14 protein-coding genes are annotated in these 17,815 nt (G+C 71.5%); all 14 read left to right on the forward strand.

Features of this window, described 5'->3' with window-relative positions:
* Positions 1 to 1,499: 1,499 nt before the first annotated feature.
* The 14 genes from ABZ374_RS02005 to ABZ374_RS02070 all read left to right on the forward strand — a co-directional run bounded on the left by ABZ374_RS02005 (position 1,500) and on the right by ABZ374_RS02070 (position 17,755).
* Positions 1,500 to 3,263 (forward strand): penicillin-binding protein 2, encoded by a 1,764-nt coding sequence (locus tag ABZ374_RS02005; RefSeq protein WP_360305056.1) that lies wholly within the window; start codon positions 1,500 to 1,502, stop codon positions 3,261 to 3,263.
* Positions 3,264 to 3,356: 93 nt separating this feature from the next.
* Entirely contained in the window at positions 3,357 to 5,030 is a 1,674-nt protein-coding gene (locus ABZ374_RS02010) for a UDP-N-acetylmuramoyl-L-alanyl-D-glutamate--2,6-diaminopimelate ligase (protein WP_360305058.1), read from the forward strand.
* Positions 5,027 to 6,448 carry a UDP-N-acetylmuramoyl-tripeptide--D-alanyl-D-alanine ligase gene (gene murF / locus ABZ374_RS02015; RefSeq protein WP_360305060.1) on the forward strand — a complete coding sequence of 474 codons (1,422 nt, stop codon included), beginning with the start codon at positions 5,027 to 5,029 and terminating at the stop codon, positions 6,446 to 6,448. Before ABZ374_RS02010 ends, murF begins: the two co-directional genes overlap by 4 nt.
* Positions 6,445 to 7,503: a phospho-N-acetylmuramoyl-pentapeptide-transferase gene (mraY, locus tag ABZ374_RS02020; protein WP_355537423.1), complete on the forward strand. Its 1,059-nt coding sequence runs from the start codon at positions 6,445 to 6,447 to the stop codon at positions 7,501 to 7,503. The genes murF and mraY overlap by 4 nt, the downstream gene beginning before the upstream one ends.
* A 60-nt stretch (positions 7,504 to 7,563) precedes the next feature.
* Positions 7,564 to 9,009: a UDP-N-acetylmuramoyl-L-alanine--D-glutamate ligase gene (gene murD, locus ABZ374_RS02025; RefSeq protein WP_360305465.1), complete on the forward strand. Its 1,446-nt coding sequence runs from the start codon at positions 7,564 to 7,566 to the stop codon at positions 9,007 to 9,009.
* 11 nt (positions 9,010 to 9,020) lie between these two features.
* Positions 9,021 to 10,340, forward strand: a complete 1,320-nt coding sequence (gene ftsW, locus ABZ374_RS02030) for a putative lipid II flippase FtsW (RefSeq protein WP_360305062.1) — start codon at positions 9,021 to 9,023, stop codon at positions 10,338 to 10,340.
* 5 nt (positions 10,341 to 10,345) lie between these two features.
* Positions 10,346 to 11,440 (forward strand): undecaprenyldiphospho-muramoylpentapeptide beta-N-acetylglucosaminyltransferase, encoded by a 1,095-nt coding sequence (gene murG / locus ABZ374_RS02035; RefSeq protein WP_360305467.1) that lies wholly within the window; start codon positions 10,346 to 10,348, stop codon positions 11,438 to 11,440.
* Positions 11,441 to 11,460: 20 nt separating this feature from the next.
* Positions 11,461 to 12,285: an FtsQ-type POTRA domain-containing protein gene (locus ABZ374_RS02040; RefSeq protein ID WP_360305064.1), complete on the forward strand. Its 825-nt coding sequence runs from the start codon at positions 11,461 to 11,463 to the stop codon at positions 12,283 to 12,285.
* Positions 12,286 to 12,576: 291 nt separating this feature from the next.
* Complete coding sequence (gene ftsZ, locus ABZ374_RS02045) at positions 12,577 to 13,752, forward strand: cell division protein FtsZ (RefSeq protein WP_360305066.1); 1,176 nt, start codon at positions 12,577 to 12,579, stop codon at positions 13,750 to 13,752.
* Between the two features lie 96 nt (positions 13,753 to 13,848).
* Positions 13,849 to 14,580, forward strand: a complete 732-nt coding sequence (gene pgeF / locus ABZ374_RS02050; RefSeq protein ID WP_360305068.1) for a peptidoglycan editing factor PgeF — start codon at positions 13,849 to 13,851, stop codon at positions 14,578 to 14,580.
* A gap of 43 nt (positions 14,581 to 14,623) precedes the next feature.
* Positions 14,624 to 15,349 carry a YggS family pyridoxal phosphate-dependent enzyme gene (locus tag ABZ374_RS02055; RefSeq protein ID WP_360305070.1) on the forward strand — a complete coding sequence of 242 codons (726 nt, stop codon included), beginning with the start codon at positions 14,624 to 14,626 and terminating at the stop codon, positions 15,347 to 15,349.
* A 73-nt stretch (positions 15,350 to 15,422) separates the two neighbouring features.
* On the forward strand, positions 15,423 to 16,067 hold the full coding sequence (gene sepF, locus ABZ374_RS02060; protein WP_026218733.1) for a cell division protein SepF: 645 nt from the start codon (positions 15,423 to 15,425) through the stop codon (positions 16,065 to 16,067).
* A 65-nt stretch (positions 16,068 to 16,132) separates the two neighbouring features.
* Entirely contained in the window at positions 16,133 to 16,417 is a 285-nt protein-coding gene (locus tag ABZ374_RS02065; protein ID WP_020552920.1) for a YggT family protein, read from the forward strand.
* A gap of 45 nt (positions 16,418 to 16,462) precedes the next feature.
* Positions 16,463 to 17,755: a DivIVA domain-containing protein gene (locus ABZ374_RS02070; protein WP_360305073.1), complete on the forward strand. Its 1,293-nt coding sequence runs from the start codon at positions 16,463 to 16,465 to the stop codon at positions 17,753 to 17,755.
* The last annotated feature ends 60 nt before the right edge of the window (positions 17,756 to 17,815 follow it).

The raw sequence follows: 17,815 nt of genomic DNA on the forward strand, positions 1-17,815 counted from the left end.
TGTGTTCGGTGGGCGGGGTGGTCGGATGATCTCCCGTCCGGTGTGCGTGGTGTCGTCGGTTGCTCGGGTTCGGGTGCCGTCGCCGGTCGGCCGGTCGCCCGGTGGCGGGATCGGGCGACGTGGTGCGGCCGGGAACGGCGCCGCCCGCTCGTTCGCTCGTTGTACGTATGAGTCGCCGTGAGTGGCGTGCGGCCCAATTCAGGTGAAGGGACCTCGCGTTGACCGACGGACGCCGTGACCCCCGTGATCCGCGTGATCCCGACGAGCCGCGTTCGGCCGGCCGGGCCCGCCCGGAGCGTGGCGCCGACCCGGCCGCGTCCTCGGACCGCCGGCCCCGGCCGGCCGCCCGGCCGCGCCCGGCCGACGGCTCGGGTGCGCCGGACGGGCGACGCCCGCGTGCCGACCCGCCCGTGCCGCGTGGCGCGCGCCCGCGCACGGGCGACGACGGGCGGGGCGAGTCCGGGGCGGGTCGGCCTCGGGCGGGTGCCGGGGGGCGGGGCGGTGCCGGTGTGGGTGGGCCCCGCGAAGGTGTCGGGGAGCCAGGCGAGTCCGGTTCCCGGGCCCCGCGTTCGGGTTCGCGTCGGCCCGGTGGCGAGGACGCGTCGTCGGCGCGCCGCGGTGGTCGGGCCGCCGACTCCGACGCGCCTCGGGCGGGCCGTTCGGGCGCCCGGGATGCCGGGGCCGGCGCGCGACCGGCTCGGCCGCGTGGCGGCGATGCGACGGAGGCGGGCGGGCGGCCGGCTCGGCCGCGCTCGGGTGAGGTCGGGGCGGGTGGCGAGGGTTCGGCACGGTCGGGTGCCTCGGGTGGGCGGGAGGGCCGACCACGTGCGGGTGACGCGGCCTCCGGTGGGCGGTCGGCGCGCCCGGGGGGCGGCGAATCGGCCTCCGGTGGGCGGCCCGGTCGACCGCGGCCCGGCGCCGGTGCCTCGGGTGGGCTCTGGTCGCGGTTGCGGGCCGGGGACGCGGGCTCGGGTGGGCGTTCGGCCCGGCCCGGGGACGCGGGCTCGGGCTCGGGAGCGCGTGGCCGGGACGGTGCCGCGGCGGCCGGTGGGCGGTCGGTGCGCCCGCGCGGCGGAGCGGCGGACGGTGACCGGTCGAGTCGCTCGGGCGCGGGCGACGGTGGATCCGGCGCGGGTGCGGCCGGGGCCGGGCGGCGGGCGGGTGAGGGCGCCGCGCGGTCTCGCGAGGAACGTTCGGCCGCGCGGCGACCCCGGCCGAGGTCGAGCGAGGCACCGGTCGAGGGTGGCGCGGGGGCGCGTCCCGGCCCGCGGCCGCGCCCTCGGCCGGACGCGCGCGGGGTCGAGGCGCCCGGCCGGCCGGAACGCGTGCGGCGTCCGCGCCCGACCGGCGGTGAGGGTGCGCGCGGCGCTCGGGACGCCGCTCGGGCCGACCACGCCGGCGCTCGCCCGGTGCGCCCGGCCCGACCGCGCCCGGGGGCGGCCCGGCCCGGTCGCACCCGCGACGCGCATCCGGCCGGCCGGCCTCGGCCCGCCGTGCGGATGGGCGACCCGCGCAAGCGGCTGCGGATCGGGCTGATCGCGCTCGGCGTGGTGCTGACCCTGTTCGCCGGCCGACTGCTCCAGTTGCAGGCCCTGGACGCGCCCGCCTATGCCGCACAGGCCGCCGCCAAGCGCACCCAGACGGTCAACGTCCCGGCCGAACGCGGCTCGCTCACCGACGCCTTCGGGGTCAGCCTGGCCAAGTCGGTGGACGCGTACGACGTCACCGCCGACCCGGCCCAGGTGCAGAAGTACGACCCGCACGCCACCGCGCTGGCGCTGGCCCCGCTCGTGAACGGCGACCCGGTCGCCATCGAGGAGAAGTTGCGCACCCCCAAGTCGCGCTACGTGGTGCTCGCCGCACAGGTCGAGCCCGCGGTGTGGAACCACATCCGCCAGGTGCAGAAGGACCTGGGCAAGGTACGCCGCAACGACCTGGTCGGCATCTACTCGACCAAGCACAGCAAGCGGGTCTACCCGGCCGGACCGGTCGGCGCGAACCTGGTCGGCTTCGTCAACGCCACCGGCCACGGCGGCGGCGGCCTGGAGATGACCCTGGACGGCCGACTGGCGGGCAAGGACGGCCGGACCACCCAGGAGATGGTCTACGGCCGTCGGGTGCCCACCTCCGACCTCACCGGCCGCGAGGCGGTGCCCGGCGCCGACGTACAACTGACCGTCTCGCGCGACCTCCAGTGGTACGCCGAGCAGTTGATCGGCGCCAAGGTGACCGAGACCAAGTCCGAATCCGGCACGGTCGTGGTCCAGGACGTGCGCACCGGACAGATCCTGGCGATGGCCACCGCGCCCGGCTACGACCCCAACCACATCGGCCCCGGCGACGTGCACAACCTCGGCAACCGGGCCGTCGAGGAAGCCTACGAGCCGGGCAGCACCGGCAAGGTGATGACCATGGCCGCGGTCATCCAGGAGGGCCGGGCCACCCCCGGCACGCACGTGACCGTGCCGAACCGACTCGCGCGCGCCGACCAACTGTTCAAGGACGAGCACGACCACCCCACCCAGCAGCTCACCCTGGCCGGCGTGCTGGCCAAGTCCAGCAACATCGGCACGATCCTGGCCTCGGAACAACTCTCGCCCAACCGGGCCGAGGCCAACGCCAAGCTGCACGACTACCTGACCCGGTTCGGCGTCGGACAGCCCTCCGGGCTGAAGTTCCCGGGCGAGACCCCCGGCATCCTGGCCCAGCCGCAGAAGTGGAACGGCAGCCAGCAGTACACGATCCCGTTCGGCCAAGGTCTGTCGGTCAACTCGGTCCAGGCCACCTCGGTGTTCCAGACCATCGCCAACGGCGGCGTGCGGATCGAACCGAGCCTGGTCAAGGGCAGCACCGGCCCGGACGGGAAGTTCAAGCCCGCCGAGGCACCCAAGTCGAACGTGGTGGTCAGCCCGGAGACCGCCCGCCAGGTGAGCGACATGCTGGAGACGGTGGTCGCCGACGACGGCGGCACCGGCAAGAACGGCCGGATCCCCGGCTACCGGGTCGCGGGCAAGACCGGCACCGCGAACCGGGTCGACCCCAAGACCGGCCGCTACAACGGCTACACGACGTCCTTCATCGGCTTCGCCCCGGCGGACAACCCGCAGGTCGTGGTGTCCGTCACGCTCCAGGCGCCGGGCATCGACGGCGGCGGCGGCAGCCTGTGCGCACCGGTGTTCCAACAGGTGATGACGTTCGCCCTGCAGAGCCGCCGGATCGCCCCGAGCGGCAGCGCGCCGCTGGACCTGCCGATCGAGTGGTGAGGGTGCCGCGCCCGTTCGCGACGGCTTCCCCGTCGCCGGTCGCGGCACCACCGAGGACGAGTCGACGGCCCAAAGCGCGGTAGCCTGCCCGCCGTGCCCAACCGTGATCTGCGCCGCCCAGCCGAGGTGCGCCCCCAACCGCTGACCGGCCTGGCCGGGTTCGTCTCCGTCCCCCTCACCGGCGCCCCGAGCGACCCGGAGACGACGCTGACGGGTGTCACCCACGACTCGCGGGCCGTGCGCCCGGGGGATCTGTACGCCGGGCTTCCCGGCGAGAACTTCCACGGTGCCGCGTTCGCCGGACAGGCCGCCGCGGCAGGGGCGGTGGCCCTGCTGACCGACCCCGCGGGCGCCGAACTGGCCGCCGACAGCGGCCTGCCGACCCTGGTGGTCGCCGATCCGCGCGGCCGACTGGGTGAGATCGCCGCCTGGGTCTACGGGCGGCCCGCGCAGGACCTGGTGTTGTTCGGCGTCACCGGCACCAACGGCAAGACCACCACCGCCTACCTGCTCGACGGCGGACTGCGCGCCGGCGGCGGCACGACCGGGGTGATCGGCACGGTCGAGACCCGGATCGGCGAGGAGGTGGTGCCCAGCGTGCGCACCACCCCCGAGGCCACCGACGTGCAGGCGCTGCTCGCGTCGATGCGGGAGAACGGCGTCACCGCCGCGGTCATGGAGGTCTCCAGCCACGCGCTGGCGCTGGGCCGGGTGGACGGCACCGTCTACGACGTCGCGCTGTTCACCAACCTGTCCCAGGACCACCTGGACTTCCACGCGTCCATGGAGGAGTACTTCGAGACCAAGGCCGAGCTGTTCACCCCGCGCCGCTCGCGGATCGGCGTGATCGACGTGGACGACGCCTACGGGCGTCGGCTCGCGAAGACGGCGAGCGTGCCGGTGCTGACCGTGTCCGCGGCGGGCGCCCCGGAAGCCGACTGGCGGGCCGAGGACATCGACCCGGGCCCGGACGGCAGCCGCTTCACCGTGGTGGGCCCGGACGGGCAGAAGGCCGAGGCGAGCGTGCGGCTGGCCGGCACGTTCAACGTCTCCAACGCGCTGCTGGCGATCGTCGCGCTGACCGCGGGCGGCGTATCGCTCGCGGACGCGGTCGAGGGCGTGGGCCGCACCCCGGGCGTGCCCGGGCGGATGGAGCGGGTGGACGCGGGGCAGTCGTTCCTGGCCCTGGTCGACTTCGCGCACACCCCGGACGCGGTGGAGACGCTGCTGGGCGCGCTGCGCCCGGTGACCGCCGGCACGCTGACCATCGTGCTCGGCGCGGGCGGCGACCGGGATCGGGCCAAGCGCCCGCTGATGGCCGCCGCCGCCGCCCGGTTCGCCGACCGGGTCGTGCTCACCAGCGACAACCCGCGCTCGGAGGATCCGTCGGCGATCCTGGCCGAGATGCTCACCGGCATCCCGGGCCTCGCCGACCCGCACGGCAGCGTGCTGGTCGAGCCGGATCGGGTCGCGGCGATCGGGCTCGCGGTGGAGCAGGCCGGCCCGGGCGACACGGTCGTGGTCGCGGGCAAGGGACACGAGCAGGGCCAGGAGTTCGCGAACGGGGTCAAACACCCCTTCGACGACCGCGTCGAGCTGCGTCGCGCGGCGGCCAGAACCATGCACGGCGGCCCCGCGTCCCCGAAGCAGTCCGACGATGCGAGGATCGTGGCTCCCGCACCATCAACGCACACCCCGACGTCCGAGACCCCGAACCCAGGCGTCCCGGCGACCGGCACCTCGCGTGCCGAGGAGACGAACCAGTGATTTCCACCACTCTTGCCGAGATCGCGAAAGCTCTCGGAGGGCGGCTCGCGGGCGACGCGGACCCGAACGCCCGCATCACCGCCGAGGTGGTCGTGGACTCCCGCAAGGTCGGCCCCGGCTCGCTGTTCGCGGCCGTGCGCGGCGAACACGTCGACGGGCACGACTACGGGCGCGCCGCGATCGAGGCCGGTGCCGTCGCGGTCCTGGCCGACCACGACCTCGATGTCCCGGCGATCGTCGTGGACGACGTGGTCCGCGGTCTGGGCGTGCTCGCCCGGGTGATCACCGGCCGACTGCCGAACACCACGGTGATCGCGTTGACCGGGTCCTCCGGCAAGACGAGCACCAAGGACCTGATCGGCCAGGTGCTCGCCCGCATGGGTCCCACGATCGCCCCGAGCGGCAACTTCAACACCGAGATCGGCCTGCCGCTGACCGTCCTCGGCGTGACCGAGGAAACCCGATACCTGGTCGCCGAGATGGGCGCACGCCACATCGGCGACATCGCCTACCTGTGCGAGATCACCCCGCCGCGGATCGGCCTGGTGCTCAACGTCGGCTCCGCGCACATGGGCGAGTTCGGCGGTCGCGAGGGCATCGCCCGGGCCAAGGGCGAACTCGTCGAGGCGCTGCCCGCCGACGGCGTGGCGGTGCTCAACCAGGACGACCCGCTCGTGCGGGCGATGGCGCAGCGCACCAAGGCCCGCGTGGTCACCTTCGGCGAGAGCGCGAAGGCGGACGTACGGGCCGAGAACGTGACACTCGACGAGCAGGGCCGAGCCTCCTTCACGCTGTGCGTGCCGGAGGGCAGTGCGCCGGTGATCTTGCGCCTGTACGGTGAGCACCACGTGGCGAACGCTCTCGCGTGTGCCGCGGTGGCACGCGAAGTGGGCATGACCGTCGAGGACATCGCGGCGGCCCTCGGCGCTGCCGGTACGATCTCCCGCTGGCGGATGGAAGTGACCCGCAGGGACGACGGGGTGACCGTCGTGAACGACGCGTACAACGCCAACCCCGAGTCGATGCGAGCCGCGCTCAAGGCGCTCGTCGCGATGGCGGGCGGCAATCGTACGTTCGCCGTGCTGGGCGAGATGCGTGAGCTGGGCGAGGAGTCGCTGACCGAGCACGATGCGATCGGGCGACTCGCGGTACGCCTGAACATCCACCGGCTGGTGGCCGTGGGCGGCAGGGAGGCCGCCTGGATCGACATGGGCGCGAAGAACGAGGGTTCGTGGGGTGAGGAGTCGGTGCTGGTGCCCGACGTAGAGGCGGCCGTCGAACTACTCCGGGGCGAACTGGCCCCGGGCGACGTCGTACTGGTGAAGGCGTCCCGAGGGGTGGCCCTGGAACGGCTCGCGGCCGCGCTGTTGGCGGACGCCGCCGGGGACGACGTGAGCAACGCGGAGGTGCACGGGTGAGGGCCATCCTCATCGCCGGCGGCATCGCCCTGGTGTTGTCGCTGATCGGTACGCCGCTCGCGATCCGGATCCTGGTCAAGCGTGGCTACGGCCAGCTCATCCGGGACGACGGTCCGGCCGGACACCACAGCAAGCGGGGTACGCCCACCATGGGCGGCGCGGTGATCATCCTGGCGGCGCTGGCGGGTTACGGCGGCGCCAAGGCGATCACCCTGGAGACACCCAGCGCGTCCGCGCTGCTGGTGCTGTATCTGATGGCGGGCCTGGGCCTGGTCGGCTTCGTCGACGACTTCATCAAGATCGTCAAGCAGCGCAGTCTGGGTCTGCGGGCCAAGGCCAAGCTGGCCGGACAGTCCTTCGTGGGCATCTCGTTCGCGCTCCTGGCGATCCAGTTCAAGGACGCGCGCGGGTTCACCCCGGCGTCCACACACCTGTCCTTCGTGCAGGACACCGCGCTCGACCTGACGCCGGTGTTCTTCGTGATCTGGGCCTACATCCTGATCGCCGGGCACTCCAACGGCGTCAACCTCACCGACGGTCTGGACGGTCTGGCGACCGGGGCCTCGGTGATCGTGTTCGGCGCGTACACCTTCATCGGGGTCTGGCAGTACGGCCAGTCCTGCCTGAACGCGCCCGGCGTGGGCTGTTACGACGTGCGCGATCCGCTGGACCTGGCGATCGTGTCCGCGGCGATGATGGGTTCGTGTTTCGGCTTCCTGTGGTGGAACACGTCACCGGCCAAGATCTTCATGGGCGACACCGGTTCGCTCGCACTCGGCGGCGCGCTCGCCGGGCTGGCCATCCTGACCCGCACCGAGCTGTTGTCCGCGCTCATCGGCGGCCTGTTCCTGATTATCTCGCTGTCGGTGATCATCCAGGTGGGCTACTTCAAGATGACCGGCAAACGGGTGTTCAAAATGGCGCCACTCCAGCACCATTTCGAACTCAAGGGGTGGACCGAAGTACTCATCGTGGTTCGGTTCTGGATCATCGCCGGCCTGTGCGCCATTCTCGGGATCGGCATCTTCTACGCGGGCTGGGTTACGGGAACTTAAAGAGACGTGAGTAAGACAGACCTGAGCACCTTCACCCATCACGGTGCGCCGTGGGCCGAGTTGTCGTTCTGTGTCGCGGGCACCGGGGTCACCGGTGCCTCCGCGGCCCGGGCGCTGCACGGCCTGGGCGCGCGCGTCGTGGCGATCGACGGCGTCGACGACGACAACGCCCGGCGGCGCGCCGAGGAACTGCGCGCGGTGGGCGTCGAGGTGCGCCTGGGCGACGACGAGAGCCTGCCGGAACGGGTGGACGTACTGATCGCCTCGCCCGGACTGCGGCCCACCAAGCCGCTGTTCGCCGCCGCGCGCGCGGCGAGTGTGCCGGTGTGGGGGGATGTCGAACTGGCCTGGCGGCTGCGGCCGCGGGAGAACCCCGCGCCGTGGCTGGCGATCACCGGCACCAACGGCAAGACCACGACCGTGCGCATGCTCGCCTCGATCCTGGAGGCGTCCGGCAAACGGGTCGCGGCGGCCGGCAACGTGGGCACGCCCGTGGTGGACGCGGTGCTCGCCCGCGACGGGGACGGCGAACCCGCCTACGACGTACTCGCGTTGGAGTTGTCCAGCTTCCAACTGCACTGGCTGCCGACCTGGGAGGAAAGCCCCAAGGACGACGCCGGCGCGCCGCGGATGCTGGCCGCGGCGGTGCTCAACATCGCGCCGGACCACCTGGACTGGCACGGCTCGCCGGAGGCGTACGCGGCGGACAAGGGCCGAATCTACGGCGGTTGCCAGATCGCCTGCGTGTACAACCTGGCCGACCCGCAGACCGAGCAGCTCGTGCACGAGGCCGAGGTCGAGGAGGGCTGCCGCGCGGTCGGCTTCGGGCTCGGCCCGCCGAGCCTGTCCAACTTCGGGGTGGTCGAGGATCTGCTCGCCGACCGGGCGTTCGTGGCCGATCGGCACAGCACGGCCGCCGAGTTGGCCACCGTGGGCGATGTGAACCCGCCCGCGCCGCACAACGTGGCGAACGCGCTGGCCGCCGCCGCGCTGGCCCGCGCCTACGGCGTGCCGCCGGTGGCGGTGCGCGACGGGCTGCGCGCGTTCCGGCCGGACGCGCACCGGATCGCGCACGTGGCGACGGTGGCCGGTGTCGACTACGTGGACGACTCCAAGGCCACCAACGGCCATGCCGCGGCGGCCTCACTGGCCGCCTACCGGGACATCGTGTGGATCGCGGGCGGCCTGGCCAAGGGCGCCTCGTTCGACGACCTGGTCTCCGGCGCGAAGAACCGGCTGCGCGCGGTGGTGCTGATGGGCGCCGACCGTGCGGTGATCAAGGACGCGCTCGCGCGACACGCCCCCGATGTCCCCGTGGTCGAGGTCGCCGCGACCGACACTGGGGCCATGGAACTGGTGGTGGGTGAGGCGGCGGCGCTGGCGCGGCCCGGGGACACCGTGCTGCTCGCGCCCGCGTGCGCGTCGATGGACATGTACGCCAACTACGGAAAGCGCGGCGACGCCTTCGCCGACGCGGTTCGCGGACTCGACCCAGCGGCCGGCTGACCGGGCGAGCGATGGCCGCCGGTCCGCAGACTCGCGAGGCACGCCCCACGCCCACCGCCGACAAGCGGCGGCCGCGGGGCGGTTCGCGGTTGCCCAAACCGCGCGCCGACCCGGCGCGCGCGCCCGGATCGGCGCGCCGCGAGGTGCGCCGGGCCCTGGACAGCCCGCTCACCGCCTACTACCTGCTGCTCGGCTCGGGCCTGCTGCTGACCGTGCTGGGTCTGGTGATGGTGCTCTCCGCGTCGCAGATCACCTCCCGGACGATCTACGGCTCCTTCGACGCGATCTTCACCAAGCAGTTGATCGCGGTCGCGATGGGCTTCCCGTTGATGTGGATCGCGTCACGTCTGCCGCTGCGCTGGTATCGCCGGTTGGCCTATCCGTTCCTGATCGGCTGCGTCGGCGCGCTGTGCCTGGTCCTGGTGCCCGGTCTGGGCATCGAGGTGAACGGCAACCGGAACTGGATCGGCTTCGGCTCGTTCCAGATCCAGCCCTCCGAGTTCGCCAAGCTGGGCCTGGTGTTGTGGGGGGCCGACGTGCTCACCCGCAAGCGCCGGCTGCTCGGCCGGTGGCGGCACATGTTCGTCCCGCTGCTGCCCGGGGCCATGGTGATCCTGTTCCTGGTGCTGCTCGGTGGTGACATGGGCACCGCGATGATCATCACCGTGCTGGTGCTCGCGCTGTTGTGGATCGCCGGCGCGCCCGGCCGGTTGTTCGCCATGGCGATCGCCGTGGTGTCCGTGCTGGCCACCGTGCTGATCGTGCTCAAGCCGCACCGGGCCGCCCGCTTCGCGGGATTCCTGGACCCGTTCTCCGACCCCAACGGCAGCACGCTGCAGGCCGCCCAGGGCATCTATTCGCTCGCCACGGGCGGTTGGTTCGGCAGTGGAATCGGGACAAGCTACGGCAAATGGGGCACTTTGCCCGAGGCGCATACAGACTTCATCTTCGCCGTCATCGGCGAGGAATTGGGTCTGGTGGGGACGCTGTCCGTACTCACCCTCTTCGCGGCCCTAGGCTATGCAGGTATCCGCGTCGCGAGTCGCACGAAAGACCAGTTCGTACGGCTCGCCGCGGGTGGCGCGACCGCGTGGATCATGGCCCAGGTCATGATCAACGTCGGGGCGGTGCTCGGCCTGCTGCCGATCGCCGGAGTGCCGTTGCCATTGGTGTCCTACGGAGGTTCCGCCCTGCTTCCGACCATGTTCGCCGTGGGCATGCTGTTGTCCTTCGCCCGAGGTGAGCCAAAGGCCGAGGCGGCGCTCGCCGCACGCGGGCCCGGGGCGGTTCGTCGAGCGTTCGCGCGGATCCTGCCGCGCAGGGATGGGTGAATCAGGTGCATGTCGTCCTTGCCGGCGGAGGAACCGCCGGGCACATCGAGCCCGCTCTGGCATTGGCGGACGCGCTGCGCCGCCAGAACCCCAATGTGGGTATCACGGCGCTCGGCACGGCCAAGGGCCTGGAGACCAAGCTCGTTCCCGCTCGCGGCTACGAACTCGCGTTGATCCCGGCCGTGCCGTTGCCGCGCAAGCCCACGCCCGAGCTGATGACCGTTCCCGGTCGCCTGCGCGGCACCATCCGCGAGGCCGCGGCGGTCCTGGAACGGACCAACGCGTCCTGCCTGGTCGGCTTCGGCGGCTACGTCGCGCTGCCGGGCTACCTCGCGGCCAAGCGCCAAGGGGTGCCCACGGTGGTGCACGAGGCCAACGCCCGGCCGGGCCTGGCCAACAAGATCGGCGCCCGCTACACCCGATTCGTCGCGGTGAGCACGCCGGACAGCAAACTGCGCGGGGCCCGCTACATCGGCATCCCGCTGCGCCGGGCGATCGCCACGCTGGACCGCAACGCGCTGCGCGACGAGGCCCGCGCGATGTTCGGCCTGGACCCGATGCGGCCCACGCTGCTGGTGTTCGGCGGTTCGCAGGGCGCCCGACGGCTGAACGAGACGCTCGCCGCCACCGCCCAGCAACTGCTCGCCGAGGGCGTCCAGGTGCTGCACGCGGCCGGGCCCAACAACGAACTCAAGATCAGCTCGCCGCCCGGCGGCCCGGCCTACGTCGTGGTGCCCTACCTCGACCGGATGGACCTGGCCTACGCGGCGGCCGACATGGTGCTGTGCCGGGCGGGCGCGATGACCTGCGCCGAGCTGGCCGCGGTCGGCCTGCCCGCGGCCTACGTACCGCTGCCGATCGGCAACGGCGAGCAACGGCTGAACGCGCAGCCCGTGGTCAAGGCCGGTGGCGGCCTGCTGGTCGACGACGCCGACCTGACGCCGGACTGGATCCGCTCCTTTGTGCTGCCGGTGCTCACCGACGCGCGCAGGCTGCACGACATGGGCAAGGCGGCGGCCGAGTTCGGTCGGCGCGACGCCGACGAGGAACTGGTCCGGATGGTCCACGAGGCGATCGCCGCCGCGCGATTGCCGCAGTAGTCGCAGGCCGAGGAGCGTTCTTGCCCGAGACGAGGGAGCGCGCGCCGGGGCGTCCGGCCAAGGCCGGGCGCGGCCCGCGGCGGCGCTGGACCAATCTGCGCCCGCTCCTCGTCCTGGTGCTGCTCGTGTTGCTCGCCGGGGCCGGGTGGGGGATCGTCTATCACTCGCCCCTCCTGGACACCCGCACGGTGGCCGTCGGCGGAACGGGCACGCTGCCCCGGGATCAGGTCGCCCGGGTCGCGGCGGTGCCCATCGGCGAGCCGCTGGCCGGGATCGACCTCGACGCGATCTGGGCCCGGGTGGCCGCGATCCCGCGGGTCGCCTCGGCGCACGTCGAGCGGGACTGGCCGCACACCGTGCGGATCTCGGTGCGCGAACGGGTGACCGCGCTGGTCGTGCCGGCCGCGGGCCGCTACGCGGAGTTCGACAAGGACGGCGTACGGTTCGGTACGGTGGACGCCGCACCGGTGGGGGTGCCGGTGGTCGAGACCGACGCCGACACGGTGAGTCGGGAAACACTACGGGGGGTGGTCCAGGTGGTCACGGCATTGCCACCGCCGGTCGCCCAACGTGTGCGCGACATCACCGCGCGAACCCGGGACGACATCGTGCTCGTGCTGGACAAGGGCGAGACCGTGGTGTGGGGCGGAGCCGAAGCGTCCGACCGCAAGGCTCTCGTGCTCGCGGCGCTGTTGCCACGACCGGCGAAGTTCTACGACGTCAGCGCGCCCGACGCGCCGGTGACCCGGACCCAACCGTTTCCCTCGGTGGCGCCGCCCGCGCCCGCCCAGCCGTTACCCCCGGTCGCACCCGCCGCGGCGGTTTCGACCCCGATCACGCCGTGACGAGGAGCGGAAGCACCCCGGCACTGCGATAAAACAATAGGGACAGGTTCGGCGTGTTCGTTGAACCGTGTCCGATGGGGACCTAGTGTCGGCCTAGCCCCCAGGTTGACAAAGCAGTAATCCGCACCGTTCGCATCGGCGGCGTTCGATGCGAATCGGTGTAACTCTATACCTGAGGGTGAGGGTTTTGGTGGCTCGCGGAAATCGCGTCCCGACCTCCCCAAGTCGGCAAATGTCGGCATGCCGGAACCACGGCACGCCGACCGGAACTCGAGGCGAGAGGCCTTCGACGTGGCAGCACCCCAGAACTACCTCGCAGTCATCAAGGTGGTCGGTATCGGCGGTGGCGGTGTCAACGCCATCAACCGGATGATCGAGGTCGGTCTCAAGGGCGTCGAGTTCATCGCGATCAACACCGACGCCCAAGCCCTCCTCATGAGCGATGCCGACGTCAAGCTCGACGTCGGCCGGGAATTGACCCGCGGCCTCGGCGCCGGCGCGAACCCCGACGTCGGCCGCAAGGCCGCCGAAGACCACCGCGAGGAGATCGAGGAGGTCCTCAAGGGGGCCGACATGGTCTTCGTCACGGCGGGCGAGGGCGGCGGCACCGGCACCGGTGGCGCCCCCGTGGTGGCCAACATCGCCCGCTCGCTCGGCGCGCTCACCATCGGTGTGGTCACGCGCCCGTTCACCTTCGAGGGACGGCGTCGCGCGAACCAGGCCGAGGACGGCATCGCGCAACTGCGCGACGAGGTCGACACCCTGATCGTCATCCCCAACGACCGACTGCTGTCCATCTCCGACCGGCAGGTCAGCGTCCTGGACGCGTTCCGCTCGGCCGACCAGGTGCTGCTGTCCGGTGTGCAGGGCATCACCGATCTGATCACCACGCCCGGCCTGATCAACCTGGACTTCGCCGACGTCAAGTCGGTGATGTCCGAGGCGGGTTCGGCGCTGATGGGGATCGGTTCGGCGCGCGGGGACGACCGGGCGGTGGCGGCGGCCGAGATGGCCATCTCCAGCCCGCTCCTGGAGGCGTCCATCGACGGCGCCCGCGGCGTGCTGCTCTCCATCTCCGGCGGCTCCGACCTCGGCCTGTTCGAGATCAACGAGGCCGCGCAACTGGTCAGCGAGGCCGCGCACCCCGAGGCCAACATCATCTTCGGCGCGGTGATCGACGACGCCCTCGGCGACGAGGTGCGGGTCACCGTGATCGCGGCCGGCTTCGACGGCGGGCAGCCGCCGTCCAAGAGCGAATTGGGCAAGCCCGCGACCACGACCCAGGCGTCGCGGCCGGAGCCGGTGGGGCGGCCGACCCAGAACCAGGGTCCGGGCGTGCTGCACGAGCCGACCCCGCCGCCGGCCACCTACCAGACGCCGGTTCCCCCGAGCCCGCGCACGCCGTTGGTGCCGGAGCCGATCAAGGACGACCTGGATCTGGACATCCCGCCCTTCATGAAGTCGTAGCACCGTGAAGTCGTGACATTCGCGGCAAAACACGCGAGCACTACGACACTCTCGATAAATCGACACAAGAATTTCGACACAGGGAGTGGGCCCGACGTGTTCACGCGAAGGGCCGCCTCCGGCGGCGCCCGTTTCGCCTTCACCGACCGGTGGGGCGGCACGGGCGTCGCGCCGTATGACGAGTTGAACCTCGGCGACCATGTGGGTGACGACCCGGGCGTGGTCGCCGCGAACCGCGCGCGCACCGCCGAGGCGTTGGGTCTGGCACCCGAACGGGTGGTGTGGATGAACCAGGTGCACGGCGACACCGTCACCGTCGTCGACGCCGCGTCCGCCGAGCCGTTGCCCGCCACCGATGCCCTGGTCACCGCGACCGCGGGGCTGGCGCTCGCGGTTCTGGTCGCCGACTGCACCCCGGTACTGCTCGCCGATCCGCAGGCCGGCGTGGTGGCCGCCGCGCATGCCGGCCGACCGGGGCTGGCCGCGGGCATCGTGCCGGCCGCCGTCGAGGCGATGTGCAAGCTCGGCGCCGACCCGGCGCGGATCCTCGCCCGGACCGGGCCCGCCGTCTGTGGCGCCTGCTACGAGGTTCCCCAGGCGATGTGCGACGAAGTGTCCGCAGTTGTCCCGGCGGCCCGCGCACGCACCCGCGAGGGCACTCCGGGGCTCGATATCCCGGCCGGAGTGTGGGCGCAACTCGCCGCGCAGGGGGTTGTGTCGGGTGAGAAATCGCACATCTGCACCCGCGAGTCGAGCGACCATTTCTCCTACCGCCGGGACCGGCGCACGGGTCGGATCGCCGGCTACGTGTGGCTCGCGCAGAGCTGACCCCGCCCGGGCGGGTCCGCCCCTCGTCGGCGACGATGGACGAATGGAAACGCACGCTCAGCCGACCGCGGACGGCGCCCGTCGAGGTGCCGAACTCGCCGCCAACCTGGCCGCCGTCGAGGACCGGATCGGCGCCGCGTGCGCGAGTGCCGGTCGCCCGCGCGCGGACGTCACCCTCGTGGTGGTGACCAAGACGTATCCGGCGAGCGACGTGCGACTGCTCGCGGGACTCGGCGTTCGCGACGTGGGCGAGAATCGCGACCAGGAGGCGGCGCCCAAGGCGAAGGCCACCGAGGACCTCGACCTCACCTGGCACTACGTCGGTCAACTCCAGACCAACAAGGCCAAATCGGTGGCCGGTTACGCCGATGTGGTGCACTCGCTCGACCGAGTCAGGCTGGCCCGTTCGTTGTCCGCCGCGGCCGAGCGGCAACAGCGCACGATCACCGCGCTGTTGCAGGTCAGCCTGGATGAAGACCCGGCCCGCGGTGGGGTTTTTGCCGCCGATCTGGACGAACTCGCCGACGTGGTCGCCGGTGCGCCGAACCTGATTCTCGGCGGGGTGATGGCGGTGGCTCCGCTCGGTGTCGAACCCGCCCGCGCGTTCGCCGGGTTGCGAGAAATCGCAACCCGCCTACGCGAAGCCCATCCGACTGCAAACATGGTTTCCGCGGGGATGAGCAACGACCTCGAAGCGGCCATCGAGGCCGGGGCGACACATGTACGCATCGGTACTGCGGTGCTCGGAGTCCGGCCTTCCCTCCGGTAGCGTCGCCGTGAAGTGGATCGCACGACCCACGGTGACCTCAGCCGATCCACCGTGAGACCGGAGGAAGCGGAACATGGCCGGCGCAATGCGCAAGATGGCGGTCTACCTCGGCCTCGTGGAGGACGATGTCTACGAGTATGACGATTACGATGAGGACGACATCGGCCAGGACGGCCGCGACCGGGTCGAGCGCACCGATCGCCGCGAGGAGCGGCGGGACGAGCGTCGTGAGGAGCCACGTGAAGTACGCGAACCGCGTGGGGAATCGCGGGAACGTCGCGAGGATCTCGTTCGTGGAGCTACTGCCCTTCGCGAAGCGGGGGCCCTTCGCGACGAAGGCCGCCTTGAAGAACACCGCGCAACAGTGTCCGCCATGCCCGAACGCCGTCCCGAGAGCAGCACACCGGTGACCGTACACAAAGTCGTCAGCGAACGTGAGCCCTACCGCATCACGACGCTGCACCCGCGTACCTACAACGAAGCCCGCACGATCGGCGAGCACTTTCGCGAGAGCACGCCCGTGATCATGAACCTGACGGAAATGGAGGACACCGACGCCAAGCGCCTGGTGGACTTCGCCGCGGGTCTCGTGTTCGGCCTGCACGGCAGCATCGAGCGGGTCACCCAAAAAGTCTTCCTCCTGTCGCCTGCTAACGTCGATGTGACAGCCGAGGACAAGGCCCGCATCGCCGAGGGCGGGTTCTTCAATCAGAGCTGAGGTGTGCGAAAACTGAGGCTAGGTGCGGTCCTGACCAGAGGGACGGCACACGAGGGGGCAGGTAAATGAGCATCGCGCTGGAGATCATCCGCATCGTGCTCTACTGCTTTTTGATCGTGTTGTTCTTCCGCTTGGTGATGGACTACGTGTTCCAGTTCGCGCGGTCGTACGAGCCGCGCGGGGCCATGGTGGTATTGCTGGAGGCCACGTACTCCATCACCGATCCACCGTTGAAGTTGCTGCGCAGGTTCATTCCTCCGCTGCGCCTCGGGGGTGTAGCACTCGACCTGTCCTTCTTCGTACTGATGATCATCGTCTACATCCTGATCTCCGTCGTGGGCAGGCTGTAAGCGGTACCGTCTGTCCGATGCCGACGATCACGCTGAGGTGAAGAGATGCCGTTGACCCCCGAAGACGTGCGTAACAAGCAGTTCACGACCGTCCGTCTCCGTGAGGGCTATGACGAGGACGAGGTCGATGCGTTCCTCGATGAAGTCGAGGGCGAACTGACCCGACTTCTCCGGGAAAATGAGGACCTGCGGGCGAAACTCGCGGCGGCGACCCGTGCCGCCGCGCAGAGTCAGCAGCAGGCTCAGCAGCGCAAGGAGCGCGAACGCCCCGACGCACCCGTCCCGGCAGCCATATCCGGGCCGACCCCCGTTCCCCCGCCGCCCCAGATGGGTGGCCCGCAGGGGATGCAGGGCGGCCAGCACCAGATGCAGGGCGGCCCGCAGCAGCTCGGTCCCGGTGGACCGCAGCAGCACCCCATGGGGGGCCCGCAGCAGCTCGGTCCCGGCATGAGTGGTCAGCACCAGCTCCAGGGCCCGCCGCAGCACCAGTTGCAGGGCGGCCCCGGCATGAGCGGCCAGCACCAGCTTCCCGGTCAGCAGCACCAACTGCAGAGCGGTCAGCACCAGATGCAGGGCGGCCCCGGCATGGGCAACCCGAACATGAGTGGTCAGCACCAGCTCCAGGGTCCGCCGCAGCACCAGCAGCAGCTGCAGCAGCACCAGTTGCAGGGCGGCCCGCCGCAGCTCGGTCCGGGTGGACCGCAGCAGCAGCAACAACAGATGGGCAACCCCGGTGGCGACAGCGCCGCTCGGGTGCTCGCGCTGGCGCAGCAGACGGCGGACCAGGCGATCGCCGAGGCCCGCTCCGAGGCGAACAAGATAGTGGGCGAGGCACGCACCCGCGCCGAGGGCATGGAGCGCGACGCGCGTTCCAAGGCGGACGCCCTGGAGCGGGACGCGCAGGAGAAGCACCGCGTCGCGATGGGCTCTCTGGAGAGCGCCCGCGCCACGCTCGAGCGCAAGGTCGACGACCTGCGTGCGTTCGAACGTGAGTACCGCACGCGCCTGAAGTCGTACCTGGAGAGCCAGCTTCGTCAGCTGGAGTCGCAGGCCGACGACTCGCTCGCGCCGCCGCGCACCCCGGCCACGGCCTCGTTGCCGCCGGCCATGTCGTCGGCGCCGGTACCGATGTCGCAGTCGATGGGCCAGTCGATGTCGCCGTCGATGTCCCAGCCGTCGTCGATGTCGCCGGCCATGACGCCGTCGATCGGGCAGCAGATGAGCCCGGCGATGACGCAGCAGATGTCGCCGGTGCGTCCGCAGCCGCAGCAGCCGCAGCAGATGCAGCAGCCCTCGCCGATGCGCGGGTTCCTGATCGACGAGGACCCCGACAACTGACCGGCCACTGAGCGTCGGTCGGCACATCCGAGAAGCGCCCGCCCCCTTCGGGGGGACGGG

It is taken from the genome of Embleya sp. NPDC005971 (assembly GCF_040629175.1).
GTDB lineage: Bacteria > Actinomycetota > Actinomycetes > Streptomycetales > Streptomycetaceae > Embleya.